Source organism: Streptomyces sp. BA2, from assembly GCF_009769735.1.
GTDB lineage: Bacteria > Actinomycetota > Actinomycetes > Streptomycetales > Streptomycetaceae > Streptomyces.
This window is the reverse complement of sequence record NZ_WSRO01000002.1, coordinates 7,237,519-7,256,021: the sequence shown is the minus strand read 5'-3', so window position 1 is coordinate 7,256,021 and position 18,503 is coordinate 7,237,519. Positions and strand designations below refer to the sequence as shown.

Sequence of the window (18,503 nt, the reverse complement as noted above, 5' to 3'; positions counted from 1 at the left end):
TATCCGTCGCGCCATCCGCCGGAAAGCCTTCACGGCAAGATCAGAGAGTGGATCCGTCATGCAGTACCCGTGACAGAAAGGGATCCCTTCATGGCCAAGCCCCGCAGACCCCGCGCCGCCTTTGCCCGGCCCGCCCACACGCGCGTCGCCGTCATCGCGGCCCTCGCGGCGTTCGCCGCCACCGTGCCCCTGGACTCCGGCGCCCTCGCGGCCCCGGCACTGCCCGCCGTCGAGCCGCGCGCCGAGACCCCCGCCCTCCACGACGACGACGCGGGCGGCAACGCCGACGCCGACGACCCGGCGATCTGGCGCAACCCCGCCGACCCGGGGCGCAGCCTGGTCGTCGCCACCGCCAAGCAGGGCGGGCTGCGTGTGTACGACCTCTCCGCGCGCGAGGTGCAGTCCGTTCCCGCGCCCGCGCCGCCCGGTCCCGAGGACGCGCCCGGCCGCTTCAACAACGTCGACCTGGTGCACGGTCTGCGCCTGCCGTCGGGCCGTGCCGACCTCGCCGTGACCAGCGACCGCGGCAACGACCGGCTGCGCGTCTACCGCATCGACCGCGACCGCTCCGGCGGCCCGCTCACCGACGTCACCGACCCGTCGGCGCAGCCCGTCTTCTCGAACTCGCAGGAGGAGATCAACGAGCAGCGCACCGCGTACGGCCTCGCGACATGGACGGACCCGGCCACCGGCCGGTCGTACGCGGTGGTCAGCCAACGGGAGCGGACCCGGATCGCGCTCCTCGAACTGACCCCGAAGAGCGACGGCACTGTGGGCTACCGCAAGGTCCGCACCCTCGACCTGCCTGCCGATTTCCGTCTGCCGAACGGCACTTCGTGGTCGCCCTGCGGCGAACCGGGCGAACTGCCGCAGGTGGAGGGCATGGTCGTGGACCCGGCCAACGGCACGCTGTACGCGGGCCAGGAGGACGTCGGCATCTGGCGCCTGAGCGCCGACCTGAGCGGAAAGCCGCAACTGGTCGACAAGGTAAGGGAGTACGGCGTTCCAGCGACATACGACCCTTCGACCGAGGAGTGCACCGCCGGCGCCGACCCCGGCTACGGCGGCAAGCGCCTGAAGGCCGACGTCGAGGGTCTGACACTCCTTGACGAAGGTGACGGCGACGGATATCTGCTGGCCTCCAGTCAGGGCGACAACACCTTCGCCGCCTACGACCGTGAGCTGTCCGACCGCAACGCATACGAGGGCGGCTTCCGCGTCACCGCCGCATCCGCCACACTCGACGGCTCCGAGGAGTGCGACGGTGCCGCGGTCCTCAACGAGCCGCTCGGTGCCGCGTACCCGAACGGGCTGCTCGTCGTGCAGGACGGCCATGACGCGCCCGGCGACCCCGAACGGGCCTCCACCGACTTCAAGTTCGTGGACCTGGGCGACGTGCTCGACGCCGTCGACGACTGACACGACGGGACGCGGCGAGCTACTCGGCCGCCCACAGGCCGCGTACGTGACCGAGGTGGCGGGTCATCACCGCGCGTACGGTTTCCTCGTCGCGGGCGAGCAGCGCGTCGAGGATCTCCAGGTGCTCCTCGGCCGACGCCTCAAGGCGGCCCGCGTCGACCAGCGCCTGGAGTCCGTACAGGCGGGAGCGCTTGCGCAGGTCGCCGACCACCTCGACCAGGTGGTCGTTGCCGGAGAGCGTGAGCAGGCCGAGGTGGAAGCGGATGTCGGCCTCCACGTACGCGATGAGGTCGCCGTCCGCCGCCGCGGTGACGATCTGCCGCGCTACCGGCCGCAGCGCTTCAAGGGCGGCGGGGTCCGCCGACGTGGCGAGCTCCGCCGTGGTGGGGATCTCGATGAGCGCGCGGATGTGCTTGTACTCGTCGAGCTGCTTCTCGGAGACCGCGGTGACCCGGAAGCCCTTGTTCGGCACCGTGTCGACGAGCCCCTCCTTGGCGAGGTCGAGCATCGCCTCGCGGACCGGGGTGGCGGAGACGCCGAAGCGCGCGGCGAGGGTGGGCGCCGAGTAGACCTCGCCCGCGCGCAGTTCACCCGCGATGAGCGCGGCACGAAGGGCGTCCGCGACCCGCTCACGGTAGCTGCTGCGCGTCCCGCCCAGGCTGGGCAGCGCGGCGGGGGCGGCGGACGGGCCGGGGTTGCGCCGGGCGGGCATGGTGGCGGTTCCTCCTGGGTGCAATGTCACGTCGTACGAGTATCTCAGCAGGCCCTACAGGACGAACCCCGCGGGGAAGGGGTCCTCCGGGTCGAGGAGGTACTGCGCGGTCCCGGTCACCCAGGCACGGCCTGTGAAGCTGGGCAGCACCGCGGGGGTGCCCGCGACCTCGGTGGTGCCGAGCAGTCTCCCGCTGAACTGCGTTCCGATGAAGGACTCATTGACGAACTCGGTGTTCAGCGGCAGCTCCCCGCGCGCGTGCAGCTGGGCCATGCGCGCGCTCGTCCCGGTGCCGCACGGCGAGCGGTCGAACCAGCCGGGGTGGATGGCCATCGCGTGCCGGGAGTAGCGGGCGGTGGCGCCGGGCGCGTAGAGGTGGACGTGGTGGCAGCCGCGGATGGACGGGTCCTGCGGGTGCACCGGTTCGTCCTCGGCGTTGATCGCCTCCATCAGCGAGAGTCCCGCCGCGAGAATCTCGTCCTTGCGCCCGCGCTCGAAGGGCAGGCCGAACTGCTCCAGGGGCAGGATCGCGTAGAAGTTGCCGCCGTAGGCCAGGTCGTACGTCACCGAACGGCCGTCCGGCAGGGTGATCTTGCGGTCCAGGGCGACGGCGAAGGACGGCACGTTCTTGAGCGTGACGGCCTTCGCGGCGCCGCCCTCGACGGCGACCTCGGCGACGACGAGGCCCGCCGGGGTGTCCAGGCGGATCGTGGTGACCGGCTCGACGACCTCGACCATGCCGGTCTCGACGAGGACGGTGGCGACGCCGATGGTGCCGTGCCCGCACATCGGCAGATAGCCCGAGACCTCGATGTAGATCACGCCGTAGTCGCAGTCGGTCCTGGTGGGCGGCTGGAGGATGGCGCCGCTCATCGCCGCGTGACCGCGCGGTTCGTTCATCAGGAGCTGCTTGATGTCGTCGCGGTGCTCGCGGAAGTGGAGCCTGCGCTCGTTCATCGTCGCGCCGGGGACGGTGCCGATGCCGCCGGTGATCACCCGCGTCGGCATGCCTTCGGTGTGCGAGTCGACCGCGTGCAGGACGAGTTTGCTGCGCATGTCGGAGCCCTTTCGTCGGTGGCCGTGCGGGGGTCGGTGGCCGTGCGGGGTGTCAGGCGAGCCCGGCGGCGACCGTACGTTCGGTGGCGGCACGCACCGCCTTCTCCTGCTCGGGAAGCAGCGGCACCCGCGGCGGACGGCAGGGGCCGCCGTGCCGCCCGACGATGTCCATGGACAACTTGATGGCCTGCACGAACTCGGGCCTGGAGTCCCAGCGCAGCAGCGGGTGCAGCTCCCTGTAGAGCTCCCGTGCCGTGGTCAGCTCCCCGGCCACGGCGGCACGGTAGAGCTCGACGGAGGCGGCGGGCAGCGCGTTCGGGTAGCCCGCGACCCAGCCCTTGGCGCCCGCGAGGGCGAGTTCGAGCAGGACGTCGTCGGCGCCGACCAACAGGTCGAGCTCCGGGGCGAGTTCGGCGATCCTGTACGCGCGGCGTACGTCTCCGGAGAACTCCTTGACGGCGTGGATGTACCCCTCGCCGTGCAGCTTCGCGAGGAGTTCGGGCTCCAGGTCGACCTTGGTGTCGATGGGGTTGTTGTACGCGACGACGGGGAGGCCCGCCTTCGCGACCTCCTCGTAGTGGGCGAGTACGGAACGCTCGTCGGCGCGGTAGGCGTTCGGCGGGAGCAGCATCACGGACGCGCAGCCCGCGTCCTTGGCCTGCTCGGCCCAGCGGCGGGCCTCGGCGGAGCCGTAGGCGGCGACGCCGGGCATCACGCGCCGCCCGCCGACCGCCGCGACGGCGGTCTCCACGACCTTGGCGCGCTCCTCGGGGGTGAGCACCTGGTACTCGCCGAGCGATCCGTTGGGCACGACGCCGTCGCAGCCGTTCTCGACGAGCCAGGCGCAGTGCTCGGCGAAGCGGCCGTAGTCGACCGAGAGATCGTCGTTCAGCGGAAGGGCGGTAGCGACGAGGACGCCGTGCCAGGGGCGGCGGGGTTGCTCGGCGGGCGTGGTCATGGGCGTGGTCCCTTCGGTGGGGTGCCGTGCGGGTGTAGTGCGTGCGGCGCGGGTGCGGGGCGGGTGCGGTCCTGCCGTTAGGTGGAGGGGGGCTGTTCCGCTTGGTCGTCGGTGGGCCGTGCCAGCACGCCGAGCGGCACCGGCCTGGCGAACGGCCGCCGCGCGGACCGCTCCTCGCATCCCGCGAGTCCGGCGACGGCCGCCGAGCACATCCGGCCCTGGCACCAGCCCATGCCGGCCCGGGTCAGGAGTTTCACGGTCCGCGCGTCCGTGGCCCCGAGTTCCTCGACGGCCTCGCGGACCGCCGAGGCGGGGACCTCCTCGCAGCGGCAGACGAGGGTGTCGTCGTGGAGCTGTTCGGCCCAGTGGGCGGGCGGCACGTACACGGCGTTGATCGCGGCGGCGAACTCCCGCATTTTGGTACGGGACTTGGCGGCGGCGGCCCATGCGCGCGGGTCGGGTGCGCTCCCCCGGAGCCGGGCGGCGGCCGAGCGTCCGGCGATGTGCCCTTCGGCGAGGGAGAGTGCCGCACCGCCGATGCCTGTCGCCTCCCCTGCGGCCCAGACGCCGGGGACGTCGGTGCGCTGTTCGGCGTCGACGGCGACGTTCAGGCCGTCGACGCCGCAGCCGAGCCCTTCGGCGAGATCGGTGTGCGGCAGCATGCCGTGGCCGACGGCGAGGGTGTCGCAGGGGATGCGTCGCTCGGTGCCGGGCCTGACGCGCCCCGCCGTGTCGAGCGCGGCGATGGTCACCGCTTCGAGCGCGTCCTTGCCGTGCGCCTCGACAATGGTGTGCCGAGACGCCAACGGGACGCGGTGGCGCAGCAGTTGGGCGGCGTATCCGGCGCCCTCTGCGAGCTTGTCCGGATGGGCGGCGAGGGTGGCCGCGTGCCGCGCGAAGGCCTTGGGGTCGGCGGACTCGACCAGGGCGGCCACCTCGGCCCCGGCCGCCGCGAGCCCGACGGCGACGGGCATGAGCAGCGGCCCGGTTCCGGCCACGACGGCGGTGCGCCCCGGAAGGACGAGGCCTCCCTTGAGCATGGCCTGCGCACCACCGGCGGTGATCACGCCGGGCAGGGTCCATCCGGGGAAGGGCAGGACCTTCTCATACCCCCCGGTCGCGAGGACCACGGCGTCAGCACGCACCGCCACGGCCTCTTCCTGCTCGGGACCCAGGAGCGCGTGCACGGTGAAGCGGGGCCCGGCGGGGCTGGCGGCGACGTCGGGGACGATGGACGAAGCCGCCCCGGCAGGCGTGGCAGCGCCGCTAGCCGGGGGTCGCCCCTCGGACACCCGACCAGGCACCACACCGCCCGCATGCACCGCACCACCGCTCGGCACGCCGGAAGCCGGTGCGCCAGATGTCGCTCCGCCCCGTTCGGCGGGCTCCGTCTCCGTCCGCTGTTCGGCCGAGGCTCTCCCGATGCGCTCCACGAACCAGACGTGATGCTCCGTCAAGTGCGTGATGCGGCCCGCCGCGATCTGTTCCGCGAGTCCGTCCCGCAGCCGTTCCCACGTACGCCACTGGTGATGCAACGCCTGCGGCCGCCGCGCACCGAGCGCTCCGGCGGGCTGCCGGTAGAACTGCCCGCCGGCCTGACCTGCCGCGTCAACCACCGTCACCCGTACGCCCCGTTGAGCCGCGGCGAGCGCCGCCGCGAGGCCTGCGGGCCCCGCGCCGATCACGACGAGCGTGCCCGGCGGCGTCGTACCTGCGAACGCACCGTCAGCCGCCTTCACCGGCCCTCCCCCTCCCCCGTCTCCCCGCCATGCCCGCTGCCGTCCTGCGTCCGGATCTCGTCGCCCGGTGCGGTCGGTGTCAGGCAAGCCCGTTGGTTCGCGCGCCCGTTGACCTCAACCAGGCAGTCGAAGCACACGCCGATTCCGCAGAAGACTCCCCGTGGTTCACCGTCCCGCCTCGTGGTGCGCCAGGCTGTGATGCCCGCCGACCAGAGCGTGGCTGCCACCGTCCGGCCCGGCAGGGCCGGGATCTCGCGGCCGTCGAACGTGACGGTGTGCGGTAGGCCCGGGTGGGCGCGGGCCAGGTTCAGGGGGGTGCGTTTGTTCATGGCGCCTCCTCGGGCGGGCGGGTGGCGAAACGGTCGGGGAGGAAGGGGGTGAGGTTCAGGTCCGGAGGCGCGCCGCTCAGCAGCTGGGCGATCAAGTGCCCCGTCCCCGCCGCGAGTCCGATCCCCGCGCCCTCGTGCCCGCAGGCGTGGACGAGCCCCGGCACCCGGGCGTCAGGACCGATGGCGGGGAGGTGGTCCGGCATGTAGGGGCGGAAGCCGACGTACGCGCGCATCGCGCGGACGTCCGCCAGGAACGGGAAGAGCCGGGTCGCCCCCGCCGCCAGGGCCCGCATGACCGGCAAGGAGAAGGAGCGGTCGAAGCCGACCCGTTCGCGGCTCGCGCCGATCAGGATCGGCCCCGCTGCCGTGCCCTCGACCACCGGCGACGTCTGGAGCGCGGCGGACCCGCTGACCACGTCCGCCACGTAGTCAGCGGCGTACACCTTGTGCCTGACCCTGCGCGGCAGCGGCTCCGTGACCAGGACGAAGCCGCGCCGCGGCAGCACGGGCAGGGCGGCTCCGGCGAGCGCGGCGATCTCGCCGCCCCAGGTGCCCGCCGCGTTCACGACGTACGGGGCGTGGATATCGCCCCTGTCGGTGCGGACCCCGCGTACCTCACCGCCCGCCGTCCGCAGCACCGCGGTGACGGAAGCAGCCGTGCGCAACTCTGCTCCCAAGGACCTTGCCATGCGCACCAGTTGGGCTGCCGCCAGGGATGGCATCACCTGGGCGTCCTGCGGGTAGAACACACCGCCCGCCGTGCCGGGAGCGAGGTGCGGTTCGAGGTCGTACAGCTCGTCGGCCGTGACGAGCCTCGCATCGACCCCCGCTTCGCGCTGCCCCGCGGCGAACTCCCCCAATGCCGCGAGCCCTTCATCGGACGACGCTACGACCACGCCACCCTTGGCCTCGAACTCGACGCTCTCGCCCACGCCCGGCTCGGCCGCGAGTTCCGTCCACAACCTGCCTGAAAGGAGGGCCAGTTCGAGCTCAGGACCTGGCTCCTTGTCGGAGACGAGGATGTTGCCCTCGCCTGATCCGGTCGTGCCGCCGGCCACCGGACCGCGGTCCACCAGGACGACGGACAGTCCGGCCCGCGCCGCGTACAAGGCACAAGCGGCGCCCACCATCCCGGCGCCGACTACCACAACATCGCAGGTCAGCCGCTTTGTCACATCAGTACTATGTCACATGTTCCCTTACGGGCCAAGGGTCCCTACGCTGGCGGAACCGCCAGCGGAAGAAGAGAAGAAGAGGTGAACCCCATGGCCAACTCCAAGGATTCCAAGGCATCCGAGGCCTCCACGACACCCAAGGTTCCCAACTCGCGCAAGAACGGCCTGTACCCCGAGATCTCCGACGAGCTCTCCGCCCTGATGCGGACGGGCTGGGCCGACACCGAGCAGCGCGACCTGCGCCCTGCCGAACAGACCCCGCACGCCGCGCGCCGCCGCGCCGCCCTGTCGGCGCTGTTCCCGGGCGAACGCCTGGTGATCCCCTCGGGGAAGCTCAAGACCCGTTCGAACGACAGCCATTACCCCTTCCGTCCCTACTCCGCGTACGTCCACATGACCGGCGACCAGGCGCGGGACTGCGCCCTCGTGCTCGAACCGCGCGCCGCCGGCGACGGCCACGACGCGTACCTCTATCAACTGCCCCGCGACAGCAGGGAAAGCGACGAGTTCTGGACCGGCATGACGGCTGAACTGTGGATGGGCCGCAGGCGCAGCCTCGCCGAGTCCGAGCTCCTCCTCGGACTGCCCTGCCGCGACGTCCGCGACGCCCCGGCCGAGTTGGCCGCGTCGCCCGACGTGCCGACCCGCGTCGTGCGCGGCCACGACCCGGCGCTCGAAGCCGCCGTGACGACCGACGAGCAGCGCGACGCCGAGCTGGACGAGGCGCTCTCGGGCCTGCGCCTCATCAAGGACGACTGGGAGATCGGCGAGCTGCGCAAGGCGGTCGACTCCACGGTCCGCGGATTCACCGATGTCGTACGGGAGTTGGCAACCGCCGTCGCCACGTCGGAGCGGTGGATCGAGGGCACCTTCTTCCGCCGCGCCCGCCTGGAGGGCAACCACATCGGCTACGGCTCGATCTGCGCGGCGGGCGAGCACGCCACGATCATGCACTGGGAGCAGAACGACGGGCCCGTGCGCCCCGGCGAACTCCTGCTCCTTGACGCGGGCGTGGAGACCCACAGCCTCTACACCGCCGACGTCACGCGCACCCTCCCCGTCGACGGCACGTTCACCCCGCTCCAGCGGAAGATCTACGACGCGGTGTTCGAGGCGCAGGAGGCGGGCATCGCGGCCGTGAAGCCGGGCGCCGCGTACCGCGACTTCCACGACGCGGCGCAGCGGCACCTCGCGCGCAAGCTCGTCGAGTGGGGGCTCCTCGGCGGCGATCCCGAGCGGGTCTTCGAGCTCGCCCTGCAGCGCCGCTTCACCATGGCGGGCACGGGCCACATGCTCGGCCTCGACGTCCACGACTGCGCCCAAGCCCGCACCGAGGAGTACGTCGGCGGCGTGCTGGAGGCGGGCATGGTGCTCACCGTCGAACCCGGCCTGTACTTCCAGCCGGACGACCTCACCGTGCCGGAGGAGTACCGGGGCATCGGGGTCCGCATCGAGGACGACATCCTCGTCACGGCCGACGGCAACGAGAACCTGTCGGCAGGTCTTCCGCGCGGTTCCGCGGCGGTCGAGGCCTGGATGAGCGGCCTGATGGGCGGCCTGATGAGCGGCCGCTAGAGGCGGGCATGCACTCGGCGTCCGCTCTCGGCACCCCACTATGCACTCCGCGTATACACGCTATGTATAGTGCTCGCATGCCCGCTGCGAAAAGCAAGATGAAGAGATCCGCCAAAGGGTTCCGCCGAGCCGCGTCCATGACGGCCATGACCGCCGCGGTCATGGCCGTCGCCCTGACGGGATGCACCAAGGTGGACACCACGGCGCCCAGCTCCGTCCGCAAGGACGCGGCGTCCGTGAGCGTCAAGAGCCAGGCGAAGCTCGGTACGGCCGACTGTCGCAAGGCGAAGTGCGTGGCCCTGACGTTCGACGCGGGGCCGAGCGAGAACTCGCCGCGGCTGCTCGACATCCTCAAGGAGGAGAAGGTGCCCGCCACCTTCTTCCTGCTCGGCAAGAACCACATAGCCGAGCACCCCGAGCTCGTGAAGCGCATGGCCGCCGAAGGGCACGAGGTGGCGAGCCACACCTGGTCGCACAAGATCCTCACCGACATCACGCCGGACGAGGCACGCGAGGAACTGCGCAGGCCCAACGAGGCAATAGAGAAGCTGATCGGCCACAAGCCGACGCTGATGCGCCCGCCGCAGGGCCGCACCAACCCCGACGTCAACAAGGTCTCGCGCGAGGAAGGCCTCTCGGAAGTCCTGTGGAGCGTTACCGCCAAGGACTACACGACCAACGACTCCGCCCTGATCCAGAAGCGCGTCATCGATCAGACGAAGCGGGACGGCATCATCCTGCTGCACGACATCTACAAGGGGACGGTGCCCGCGGTGCCGGGCATCATCGACGAGCTGAAGAAGCGCGGCTACGTCTTCGTGACGGTTCCGCAGCTGCTCGCGCCGGGCAAGGCCGAGCCGGGGAAGGTCTACCGCCCGTAGCCCTGGCAGGATCGCCGTGTGGCTCTCTTCCGTATCGACCGGGAATCATCCCTGCCCGCCGGCGAGGTCTGGCGCCGGCTCACCGCGTGGGAGCGGCATGCCGATGTGGTGCCGCTGACGCGGGTCACCGTGCGGACGCCCCCGCCCAGTGGGGAGGGGACGGTGTTCGTCGCCCGCAGCGGACTCGGTCCGGTCGGGTTCGACGACGTCATGGAGGTCGTGACGTGGCGCCCGGCCGTGGAGGGCGGGGGCCTGTGCCGCCTTGAGAAGCGGGGGTCGTTCGTGACGGGGTGGGCGGAGATCGAGGTGTCCCCCCGGGCGGGAGCGGGCGGTTCGACGATCGTCTGGCGGGAGGACCTGCGCGTGCGGTGGCTGCCGCGGGTCTTCGACGGGGTGCTCGTGGCCGCCGCGCGACGGATGTTCGGACGGGCGGTGGACGGACTGCTCTCTTCTCCCACGCCCCGCCCCTACGCGTGACCGGGGACCTGACTCAGCAGACCTCACTCAGCCCCGGGAAGCCTGCGAGCGCGTGCGGCCGTGCAGGGTGCGTGCCACCCTCGGGCCCAGCCACCGCTTCATCCTGCGCAGCGGCTCCAACTGCTCGGCCGCGCGGTCGATTCGGTAGTACAGCTGCGGCGGGACGTGGGGAAGCAGCGGTGAGTGGCGCTGGCCGAGGAGCGCGAACATCTGGGCGGGGTCGAGGCCGATGTAGCGCGGCAGGTTCTCGTACCACTGGGCGCTGTAGCGGGCCGCGCTCTGCACGGAGAGGAGGGCGGACCTGCGCTCCCGCTCGTAGCGCGCGAGGGCGGGAGTGAGCTCCGCCGGGCTGCCCCGCAGCGCGTCCGCCAGGGCGATCGCGTCCTCCAGGGCGAGCGTCGTGCCCGCGCCGATCGAGTAGTGCGTGGTGTGCGCGGCGTCGCCGAGCAGGACCACATTGCCGCGGTGCCACGTCTGGTTGGTCAGCGTCCGGAAGTTGAGCCACTGCGCGCTTCCGTCGGCCTGCGCACGGCCGATCAGGCGGTGTCCGTCCAGCGGCCCGGCGAAGAGCCGCTCCAGGAGGGCGAGGCCTTCGGGCTCGCTCGCCTCGTGCAGGCCGAGGCCCGTCCAGGTCTCCGGGGAGCACTCGACGACGCAGGTGCTCCGCTCGTCGCTGAAGCGGTAGCCGTAGCACCAGATCCAGCCGTGCGCGGTCTCCACGAAGGCGAAGGTGAAGGAGTCGAAGACCTTGGTGGTGCCGAGCCAGATGTACTTGTTCCGGCCGAGCGCGACCTGTGCGCCGAAGTGGTCGGTGTGACGCTCGCGCAGCGCGCTCCTGACACCGTCGCCCGCGACGACGAGATCGGCGTCGGGCAGCTGGGCCGCGTCGGTGATCTCCCGCTCGAACTCGACGCGTACGCCGAGGGAGCGGGCCCTGCTCGTGAGGATGTCGAGGAGCCGGTGGCGCCCGATGCCGTGGCCTTCGTCGCCGTGGTGGACCGTCGTGCGGTTGCCGACGTGCGCGACGCCGTCGCTCCAGCGGACCGAGTGCTCGCTGATGGCGCGCGCGGACTCGGGGTCACCGGCACGGAGCTTCTCCAGCAGGCCGCCCCAGTACGTGACCCCCCAGCCGTAGGTCGATCCTGCCGGGTTGCGCTCGTGAACGGTGATGTCGTGGGACGGGTCCTGCCGCTTGAGCAGGATCGAGAGGTAGAGGGCGGCGGGCCCGCCACCGACGCAGGCGACCTTCACAGATGCTCCTATTACGACACAAATCGATCATTCGTGACGCAAGGTAGCAGCAATGAGGGGCGGGCCCGTGGATCTTCAGGCCACCGACCCGATGCGCCCGGCCGCACGCCGCGAGCCGTCGTGGTGGATCGGCGTGTGCGCGCCCGTCAGCGAGACCCCACTGCCGCCGCGCCGGTTCGCGACGATCTCAGCGGCGATCGAAAGGGCCGTCTCCTCCGGGGTGCGCGCCCCCAGGTCGAGGCCGATGGGCGAGCGAAGGCGGGTCAACTCCAGTTCGCTGACGCCGACTTCACGCAGCCGTTCGTTGCGCTCCAGATGCGTACGGCGTGAACCCATCGCGCCCACGTAGGCGACCGGCAGCCGCAGGGCCAGTTCGAGGAGCGGCACGTCGAACTTGGCGTCGTGCGTCAGGACGCACAGGACGGTGCGGCCGTCGACCTCCGTCCGCTCCAGGTACTTGTGCGGCCACTCGACGACGATCTCGTCCGCGTCCGGGAAGCGCGCCGCCGTGGCGAACACGGGTCGGGCGTCGCAGACGGTCACGCGGTAGCCGAGGAACTTGCCGATCCTGACGAGCGCCGACGCGAAGTCGATCGCGCCGAACACGATCATGCGGGGCGGCGGGACGCTCGACTCGACGAGGAGCGTGAGGGGCTGCCCGCAGCGCGAGCCGTCCTCACCGATCTCCACCGTGCCCGTGCGCCCGGCGTCCAGCATCGCGCGGGCCTCGCCCGCGGCGGTGCGGTCCAGCTCGGGATGTCCGCCGAGGCTGCCCTCATGAGGGGCGTCGGCGTCGGAACGTACGAGAAGAGCCCGGCCCATGAGGTCCGCGGGTCCGGAGGTGATGCGGGCGACGGCCGCGGCCTCGCCCGATGCGGCCGCCGCGAGCGCGGCGGCCAGAACCGGCCGCGCGGAGGAGTCCGCGCGGACCGGGGTGACGAGGATGTCGATGATGCCGCCGCAGGTCAGGCCCACGGCGAAGGCGTCCTCGTCGCTGTATCCGAAGCGTTCAAGGACGCATCCGCCGTCTTCGAGTGCCTGCTGACACAGGTCGTAGACGGCGCCTTCCACACACCCGCCGGAGACGGAACCGATCGCCGTGCCGTCGGAGTCGACGGCCAGGGCCGCACCGGGCTGCCGGGGTGCGCTGCCGCCGACCGCCACCACGGTGGCGACGGCGAAGTCGCGTCCCTGCTCGACCCACCGGTTCAACTCTTCGGCGATGTCCAGCATGTCCGTCTCCTAACGGGTGTGTGATTCAGGATGGGCTACTTGACGCCCATCCAGTTCTCGATCGGATGGAGCGCGAAGAAGGCGAGGAACACGAGCGCGAGCACCCACATCAGCCAGCCGATCTCGCGGACCCTGCCCTGGGCGGCCTTGATGAGGACGTGGGCGATGACACCGGCCGCGATACCCACCGTGATGGAGTACGTGAACGGCATCAGGACCGTGGTCAGGAACACCGGAATGGCGGTGGCCTGGTCGGACCAGTCGATGTGCCGGGCGTTGCTCAGCATCATCGCGCCGATGACGACGAGCGCGGCGGCTGCGACCTGGGTCGGGATGAGCTGGGCCAGCGGGGTGAAGAAGAGGCAGAGCGTGAAGGCGAGACCGGTGACGACGCTCGCGAAGCCGGTGCGCGCGCCGTCGCCGACGCCCGCGGTGGACTCGACGAAGACGGTCTGGCCCGAGGCACCGGCGAATCCGCCGACGACGCCACCGGCACCGTCGATCGCCAGGGCCTTGTTCAGACCCGGCATCTTGCCGTCCTTGTCGGCGAGGTTGGCCTGCTGGCCGATGCCGATGATGGTGCCCATGGCGTCGAAGAAGCCGGCGAGGACCAGGGTGAAGACGATGACACCCACGGTGATGCCGCCGATGTCGCCGATGCCGCTGAAGGACACCTCGCCGAAGAGGCCGAAGTCGGGCGACGAGACGATGGAGCCGCCCAGCTCAGGGGCGTTCAGGCCCCAGTCCTTCTGGCTCATGCCCGCGACCTGGTGGACGATCGCGGCGAAGACGGTGCCGCCGACGATGCCGATGAGGATCGCGCCGGGCACCTTGCGGACCTGGAGCAGGAAGATCAGCAGGACGGTGACGGCGAAGCAGAGGACGGGCCAGCCGATGAGCTTGTCGTCGATGCCCATCTGGATCGGCTTCGCGCCCATGTCGCCGTGCTTGGACGGCATGGAGGTGACGAAGCCCGCCTGGACCAGACCGATCAGCGTGACGAACATGCCGATGCCCATGGTGATGGCGTGCTTCAGCGCCAGGGGAATCGCGTCCATGATCAGGGTCCGCAGGCCGGTGAGGACCAGCAGGATGATGATGGCGCCGTAGATGACGCACATCGCCATCGCGTTGCCCCAGGTCATCTCCGGGGCGACCTGGAAGGCCACGACGGCGGAGACACTGAGTCCCGCCGCGAGGGCCAGCGGCACATTGCCGAGGATGCCCATGACGATGGTGGTGGCGGCCGCCGCGAAGACGGTGGCGGTGGTCAGCTGATCACCGTCGAGGCGGTGGCCCGTGGCATCGGGCACCGAGAGGATCACGGGGTTCAGAAGGATGATGTAGGCCATCGCCATGAAGGTGGTGAGGCCGCCACGCACCTCCCGGCCGACCGTCGATCCTCTGTGGGTTATGTGGAAATACCGGTCGAGCCAGGACCTGCCGGCCGGGACGCGAGAGCCGTTGCCCGCGTCCTCTGCCGTGGTCTTCGGCTCCGTTGACTGTTGGGTCATGGTGCCTAACTCCCAAGGTTCAAAGGGGCACCCGCAACAGGCTGTTCGTAAAGGGTTGGGCCTGTGGAGACTGCGGGATTTGGGATGGTGCGTTTGGCTGCACGACCCGGGGGACGGCCCGAGACGAACTGGGGCTCCGAAGAGCGTGGGTGCTGCGTGGGTGCTGCTCAGGTACTGCGATGACCGCGAGCGGTGCGGTACTGGGTTTCTCCGGGCGGCGCGGGCGACAGGAAGTGTGACGTTCCGCGGGAGGCACGCGCCGCCCGGAGAGATCGTGGGATCAGGTGCCGGTGAGGTGTTCGGGTCGTACCGGCGTCCTGTTCAGTTCCAGACCCGTCGCGTTCCGGATCGCCGCGAGGACGGCCGGGGTCGACGAGAGGGTCGGGGCCTCGCCCATGCCGCGAAGGCCGTAGGGGGCGTTCGGGTCGGCGAGCTCCAGCACGTCGACGGGGATGGTCGGCGTGTCGAGGATGGTCGGGATGAGGTAGTCCGTGAAGGAGGGGTTGCGCACCTTCGCGGTCTTCGGGTCGACGATGATCTCCTCCATCACCGCGACGCCCAGGCCCTGGGTGGTACCACCCTGGATCTGGCCGACCACGGAGAGCGGGTTGAGCGCCTTGCCGACGTCCTGGGCGGTGGCGAGCTCGACGACCTTGACCAGGCCGAGCTCGGTGTCCACCTCGACGACCGCGCGGTGCGCGGCGAACGAGTACTGGACGTGGCCGTTGCCCTGACCGGTCTTCTTGTCGAAGGCCACGGTCGGACGGTGCCGCCACTCGGCCTCGACCTCCACGGTCTCGCCCTCGAGCAGCTCGGCCAGGTCCGCGAGGGCCTCGCCGCCGTCGGTGAGGACCTTGCCGCCTTCGAGGACCAGCTCGGCGGTGGCCCAAGCGGGGTGGTAGGAGCCGAACTTGCGGCGGCCGATCTCCAGGACCTTCTCGCGGACGAGCTCGCAGGAGTTCTTGACCGCGCCACCGGTGACGTACGTCTGACGGGACGCGGACGTCGAACCGGCGGAGCCCACCTGCGTGTCGGCGGGGTGGATGGTCACCTGCTGTACGCCGAGTTCGGTGCGGGCGATCTGCGCGTGGACGGTGATGCCGCCCTGGCCGACCTCCGCCATCGCGGTGTGCACGGTCGCGACCGGCTCACCGTTGATGACCTCCATGCGCACCTTGGCGGTGGAGTAGTCGTCGAAGCCCTCGGAGAAGCCGACGTTCTTGATGCCGACCGCGTAGCCGACGCCGCGTACGACGCCTTCGCCGTGCGTGGTGTTGGAGAGTCCGCCGGGCAGCGCGCGGACGTCCGCGCCCTCGCTGGACTCCCACTGGCGCTCGGGCGGCAGCGGACGGGCCTTGACGCGGCGCAGGATCTCGGCGACCGGGGCCGGGGAGTCGACCGGCTGGCCGGTCGGCATGATCGTGCCCTGCGACATGGCGTTGAGCTGGCGGAACTCGACCCGGTCCATGCCCACCTTGTCGGCGAGCTTGTCCATCTGGGCCTCGTAGGCGAAGCACGCCTGGACCGCGCCGAAGCCGCGCATCGCGCCGCACGGCGGGTTGTTCGAGTAGAGGGCGATGGCCTCGATGTCGACGTCGTCGATCACGTACGGACCGACCGACAGGGACGAGGCGTTGCCCACGACCGCTGGGGAGGCCGACGCGTAGGCGCCGCCGTCCAGGACGATCTTGCACTTCATGTGCGTGAGCTTGCCGTCCTTGGTGGCGCCGTGCTCGTAGTAGAGCTTCGCCGGGTGGCGGTGCACGTGGCCGAAGAAGGACTCGAAGCGGTTGTAGACGATCTTGACCGGCTTGCCGGTGCGCAGCGCCAGGAGGCAGGCGTGGATCTGCATCGAGATGTCCTCGCGGCCGCCGAACGCGCCGCCGACGCCGGAGAGCGTCATGCGCACCTTCTCCTCGGGCAGGCCGAGGACGGGGGCGATCTGTTCGAGGTCCGAGTGCAGCCACTGGGTGGCGACGTACAGCTCGACACCGCCGTCCTCGGACGGCACGGCGAGGCCGGACTCCGGGCCGAGGAAGGCCTGGTCCTGCATGCCGAAGGTGTATTCGCCCTTGACGATGAAGTCGGCCTTCTTGGCGGCCTCTTCGGCGTTGCCCCGGATGATCGGCTGGTTGTGCACGATGTTCGGGTGCGGGACGTGCTTGATGTACTCGTCGGTGCGGCCCTCGTGGACGAGGACGGCGTCCGGAGCGGTCGCCGATGCCTCGTCGGTGATGACGGGCAGTTCCTTGTACTCGACCACGATCTTCGCGGCGGCACGGCGTGCGGTCTCCGGGTGGTCGGCGGCCACGAGGGCGACCGGCTCACCGTGGTGACGGACCTTGCCGTGGGCGAGGACCGGGGTGTCCTGGATCTCCAGGCCGTAGTTCTTCATCTCGGCCGGCAGGTCGTCGTACGTCAGGACGGCGTAGACGCCGGGCGTCTTGAGGGCCTCTACGGTGTCGATCGAGACGATCTCGGCGTGCGCGACGGTGCTGCGGAGCGTCTGGCCCCAGAGCATGTCCTCGTGCCACATGTCCGAGGAGTAGGCGAACTCGCCGGTGACCTTCAGGGTGCCGTCGGGGCGGAGGGTGGACTCGCCGATGCCGCCCTTGTTGTGCTTCTGGGTGACTTCGGTGGGCGCGCCCGTGGTGGTCTTGGTTCCAGCCATGATCAGACCGTCTCTTCCTGACGGGCGGCCGCCAGGCGGACCGCGTCCAGGATCTTCTCGTAACCGGTGCAGCGGCAGAGGTTGCCGGAGAGCGCCTCACGGATGTCGGCGTCCGACGGCGATGCGTTGCGCTCAAGGAGCTCGTCGGCCGCGACGAGGAGACCGGGGGTGCAGAAACCGCACTGGACGGCGCCGGCGTCGATGAACGCCTGCTGGATCTGGGAGAGTTCACCGCCCTCGCCGGTCTGGCCGTCGGTGCCTTTCGCCTGCCACTGGCGGGCCTCCTGCAAGGAGGTGCCGCCGCAGACGGAGCCGCAGGCGCCGCCCGGGTGGGAGTCCTCGCGGTGCTTCGCGTAGTCCGCGAGGCCCTCGACGGTGACGACCTCACGGCCCTCGACCTGTCCGGCGGCGACCAGACACGAACACACCGGTACGCCGTCGAGGCGGACGGTGCAGGAACCGCACTCGCCCTGCTCACAGGCGTTCTTCGAACCGGGAAGCCCCATGCGCTCACGCAGGACGTAGAGAAGGGACTCACCCTCCCACACATCGTCGGCTTCCTGCTGACGGCCGTTGACCGTGAAGTTCACGCGCATTATGCGACTCCCTCAGTGCTGCGGCCGTTGCCGCGGTACGACTCCCAGGTCCAGCCGAGCGTGCGGCGGGCCATGATGCCGACGGCGTGACGGCGGTAGTTCGCCGTGCCGCGGACGTCGTCGATCGGGTTGGCGGCACCGGAGGCGAGCTCCGCGAACTGCTTGGCGATCGAGGGGGTGATGATCTTCTTGCTGTCCCAGAAGCCGCCCTCTTCGAGCGCCGCGTTCAAGAACTCCTCGGCCGCCTTCGCCCGGATGGGGGTCGGGGCGGCGGAGCCGATGCCGGTCCGTACGGTCCGGGTCTCGGGGTGCAGGGCGATGCCGAAGGCGCACACGGCGATGACCATCGCGTTGCGGGTGCCGACCTTCGAGTACTGCTGCGGGCCGTCCGCCTTCTTGATGTGGACGGACTTGATCAGCTCGTCCTGCGCGAGGGCGTTGCGCTTCACGCCGGTGTAGAAGTCGTCGATCGGGATGAGGCGCGAACCGCGTACGGACTCCACCTCGACCTCGCAGTCGGCGGCGAGCAGCGCGGGGTGGGCGTCACCGGCGGGCGACGCCGTGCCGAGGTTGCCGCCGACGCCGCCGCGGTTGCGGATCTGCGGTGACGCGACCGTGTGCGAGGCGAGCGCGAGACCCGGGAGCTCCGTGCGCAGCTCCTCCATGATCGTGGTGTAGGGAACCGAGGCGCCCAGCTGGACCGTCTCCTCGCCCACCGACCACTCGCGCAGCTCGGCGACGCGGTTGAGGTCAAGCAGGTACTCGGGACGACGGTGGTCGAAGTTGATCTCGACCATCACATCGGTGCCACCCGCAATCGGCACAGCGGTGGGGTGCTCGGCCTTTGCGGCGAGCGCCTCCTCCCAGCTGGCGGGGCGAAGGAAGTCCATGAGGCTCTCTTCTTCTTCATATCGAGG

The 18,503-nt window shown here is 70.7% G+C and carries 16 protein-coding genes; 4 read left to right on the top strand and 12 right to left on the bottom strand.

Going from position 1 to position 18,503, the window contains the following annotated elements; all coding sequences use genetic code 11:
• Positions 1-90 precede the first annotated feature (90 nt).
• A complete protein-coding gene (locus tag E5671_RS35325; RefSeq protein ID WP_160507912.1) occupies positions 91-1,419 on the top strand; it encodes a phytase in 1,329 nt (442 codons plus the stop codon).
• Between the two features lie 19 nt (positions 1,420-1,438).
• Here E5671_RS35325 and E5671_RS35320 read toward each other — a convergent pair whose 3' ends face one another.
• From E5671_RS35320 to E5671_RS35295, 6 genes are all read right to left on the bottom strand, one after another.
• Positions 1,439-2,131 (bottom strand): GntR family transcriptional regulator, encoded by a 693-nt coding sequence (locus E5671_RS35320; protein ID WP_160507911.1) that lies wholly within the window; start codon positions 2,129-2,131, stop codon positions 1,439-1,441.
• Positions 2,132-2,185: 54 nt separating this feature from the next.
• The gene (locus E5671_RS35315) at positions 2,186-3,187 is read right to left on the bottom strand and encodes a proline racemase family protein (protein WP_160507910.1); all 1,002 of its coding nucleotides are present in this window, start codon (positions 3,185-3,187) and stop codon (positions 2,186-2,188) included.
• Between the two features lie 52 nt (positions 3,188-3,239).
• Positions 3,240-4,145 (bottom strand): dihydrodipicolinate synthase family protein, encoded by a 906-nt coding sequence (locus tag E5671_RS35310; RefSeq protein ID WP_160507909.1) that lies wholly within the window; start codon positions 4,143-4,145, stop codon positions 3,240-3,242.
• Between the two features lie 77 nt (positions 4,146-4,222).
• Positions 4,223-5,884, bottom strand: a complete 1,662-nt coding sequence (locus E5671_RS35305) for an FAD-dependent oxidoreductase (RefSeq protein ID WP_336605931.1) — start codon at positions 5,882-5,884, stop codon at positions 4,223-4,225.
• Entirely contained in the window at positions 5,881-6,213 is a 333-nt protein-coding gene (locus E5671_RS35300) for a (2Fe-2S)-binding protein (protein ID WP_160507908.1), read from the bottom strand. Before E5671_RS35300 ends, E5671_RS35305 begins: the two co-directional genes overlap by 4 nt.
• Complete coding sequence (locus tag E5671_RS35295; RefSeq protein WP_160507907.1) at positions 6,210-7,388, bottom strand: FAD-dependent oxidoreductase; 1,179 nt, start codon at positions 7,386-7,388, stop codon at positions 6,210-6,212. Before E5671_RS35295 ends, E5671_RS35300 begins: the two co-directional genes overlap by 4 nt.
• A gap of 90 nt (positions 7,389-7,478) precedes the next feature.
• Between E5671_RS35295 and E5671_RS35290 the strand changes: the two genes are divergently transcribed.
• The 3 genes from E5671_RS35290 to E5671_RS35280 all read left to right on the top strand — a co-directional run bounded on the left by E5671_RS35290 (position 7,479) and on the right by E5671_RS35280 (position 10,321).
• Positions 7,479-8,963, top strand: coding sequence for an aminopeptidase P family protein (locus tag E5671_RS35290; RefSeq protein WP_160507906.1), 1,485 nt, complete (start codon positions 7,479-7,481; stop codon positions 8,961-8,963).
• Between the two features lie 77 nt (positions 8,964-9,040).
• Positions 9,041-9,844, top strand: coding sequence for a polysaccharide deacetylase family protein (locus tag E5671_RS35285; RefSeq protein WP_443032740.1), 804 nt, complete (start codon positions 9,041-9,043; stop codon positions 9,842-9,844).
• 18 nt (positions 9,845-9,862) lie between these two features.
• A complete protein-coding gene (locus tag E5671_RS35280; protein ID WP_160507905.1) occupies positions 9,863-10,321 on the top strand; it encodes an SRPBCC family protein in 459 nt (152 codons plus the stop codon).
• 27 nt (positions 10,322-10,348) lie between these two features.
• Here the strand turns inward: E5671_RS35280 and E5671_RS35275 are convergent, their stop codons facing one another.
• From E5671_RS35275 to E5671_RS35250, 6 genes are all read right to left on the bottom strand, one after another.
• A complete protein-coding gene (locus E5671_RS35275) occupies positions 10,349-11,572 on the bottom strand; it encodes an FAD-dependent monooxygenase (protein WP_160507904.1) in 1,224 nt (407 codons plus the stop codon).
• A 75-nt stretch (positions 11,573-11,647) separates the two neighbouring features.
• On the bottom strand, positions 11,648-12,805 hold the full coding sequence (locus E5671_RS35270; protein ID WP_160507903.1) for an XdhC family protein: 1,158 nt from the start codon (positions 12,803-12,805) through the stop codon (positions 11,648-11,650).
• A gap of 35 nt (positions 12,806-12,840) precedes the next feature.
• The gene (locus tag E5671_RS35265; RefSeq protein ID WP_160507902.1) at positions 12,841-14,319 is read right to left on the bottom strand and encodes an NCS2 family permease; all 1,479 of its coding nucleotides are present in this window, start codon (positions 14,317-14,319) and stop codon (positions 12,841-12,843) included.
• 280 nt (positions 14,320-14,599) lie between these two features.
• The gene (locus tag E5671_RS35260; RefSeq protein ID WP_160507901.1) at positions 14,600-16,990 is read right to left on the bottom strand and encodes a xanthine dehydrogenase family protein molybdopterin-binding subunit; all 2,391 of its coding nucleotides are present in this window, start codon (positions 16,988-16,990) and stop codon (positions 14,600-14,602) included.
• A 2-nt stretch (positions 16,991-16,992) separates the two neighbouring features.
• Positions 16,993-17,586, bottom strand: a complete 594-nt coding sequence (locus tag E5671_RS35255) for a (2Fe-2S)-binding protein (protein WP_160507900.1) — start codon at positions 17,584-17,586, stop codon at positions 16,993-16,995.
• On the bottom strand, positions 17,586-18,476 hold the full coding sequence (locus E5671_RS35250; protein ID WP_160507899.1) for an FAD binding domain-containing protein: 891 nt from the start codon (positions 18,474-18,476) through the stop codon (positions 17,586-17,588). The genes E5671_RS35255 and E5671_RS35250 overlap by 1 nt, the downstream gene beginning before the upstream one ends.
• Positions 18,477-18,503 lie beyond the last annotated feature (27 nt).

What these genes read in the sequence shown, in the direction of transcription:
- E5671_RS35270 (WP_160507903.1), bottom strand. Translation starts at nt 12,805, where the DNA reads ATGCTGGACATCGCCGAAGAGTTGAACCGGTGGGTCGAGCAGGGACGC.
- E5671_RS35255 (WP_160507900.1), bottom strand. Translation starts at nt 17,586, where the DNA reads ATGCGCGTGAACTTCACGGTCAACGGCCGTCAGCAGGAAGCCGACGAT.
- E5671_RS35290 (WP_160507906.1), top strand. Translation starts at nt 7,479, where the DNA reads ATGGCCAACTCCAAGGATTCCAAGGCATCCGAGGCCTCCACGACACCC.
- E5671_RS35315 (WP_160507910.1), bottom strand. Translation starts at nt 3,187, where the DNA reads ATGCGCAGCAAACTCGTCCTGCACGCGGTCGACTCGCACACCGAAGGC.
- E5671_RS35285 (WP_443032740.1), top strand. Translation starts at nt 9,041, where the DNA reads ATGCCCGCTGCGAAAAGCAAGATGAAGAGATCCGCCAAAGGGTTCCGC.
- E5671_RS35325 (WP_160507912.1), top strand. Translation starts at nt 91, where the DNA reads ATGGCCAAGCCCCGCAGACCCCGCGCCGCCTTTGCCCGGCCCGCCCAC.
- E5671_RS35250 (WP_160507899.1), bottom strand. Translation starts at nt 18,476, where the DNA reads ATGGACTTCCTTCGCCCCGCCAGCTGGGAGGAGGCGCTCGCCGCAAAG.
- E5671_RS35260 (WP_160507901.1), bottom strand. Translation starts at nt 16,990, where the DNA reads ATGGCTGGAACCAAGACCACCACGGGCGCGCCCACCGAAGTCACCCAG.
- E5671_RS35320 (WP_160507911.1), bottom strand. Translation starts at nt 2,131, where the DNA reads ATGCCCGCCCGGCGCAACCCCGGCCCGTCCGCCGCCCCCGCCGCGCTG.
- E5671_RS35310 (WP_160507909.1), bottom strand. Translation starts at nt 4,145, where the DNA reads ATGACCACGCCCGCCGAGCAACCCCGCCGCCCCTGGCACGGCGTCCTC.
- E5671_RS35265 (WP_160507902.1), bottom strand. Translation starts at nt 14,319, where the DNA reads ATGACCCAACAGTCAACGGAGCCGAAGACCACGGCAGAGGACGCGGGC.
- E5671_RS35300 (WP_160507908.1), bottom strand. Translation starts at nt 6,213, where the DNA reads ATGAACAAACGCACCCCCCTGAACCTGGCCCGCGCCCACCCGGGCCTA.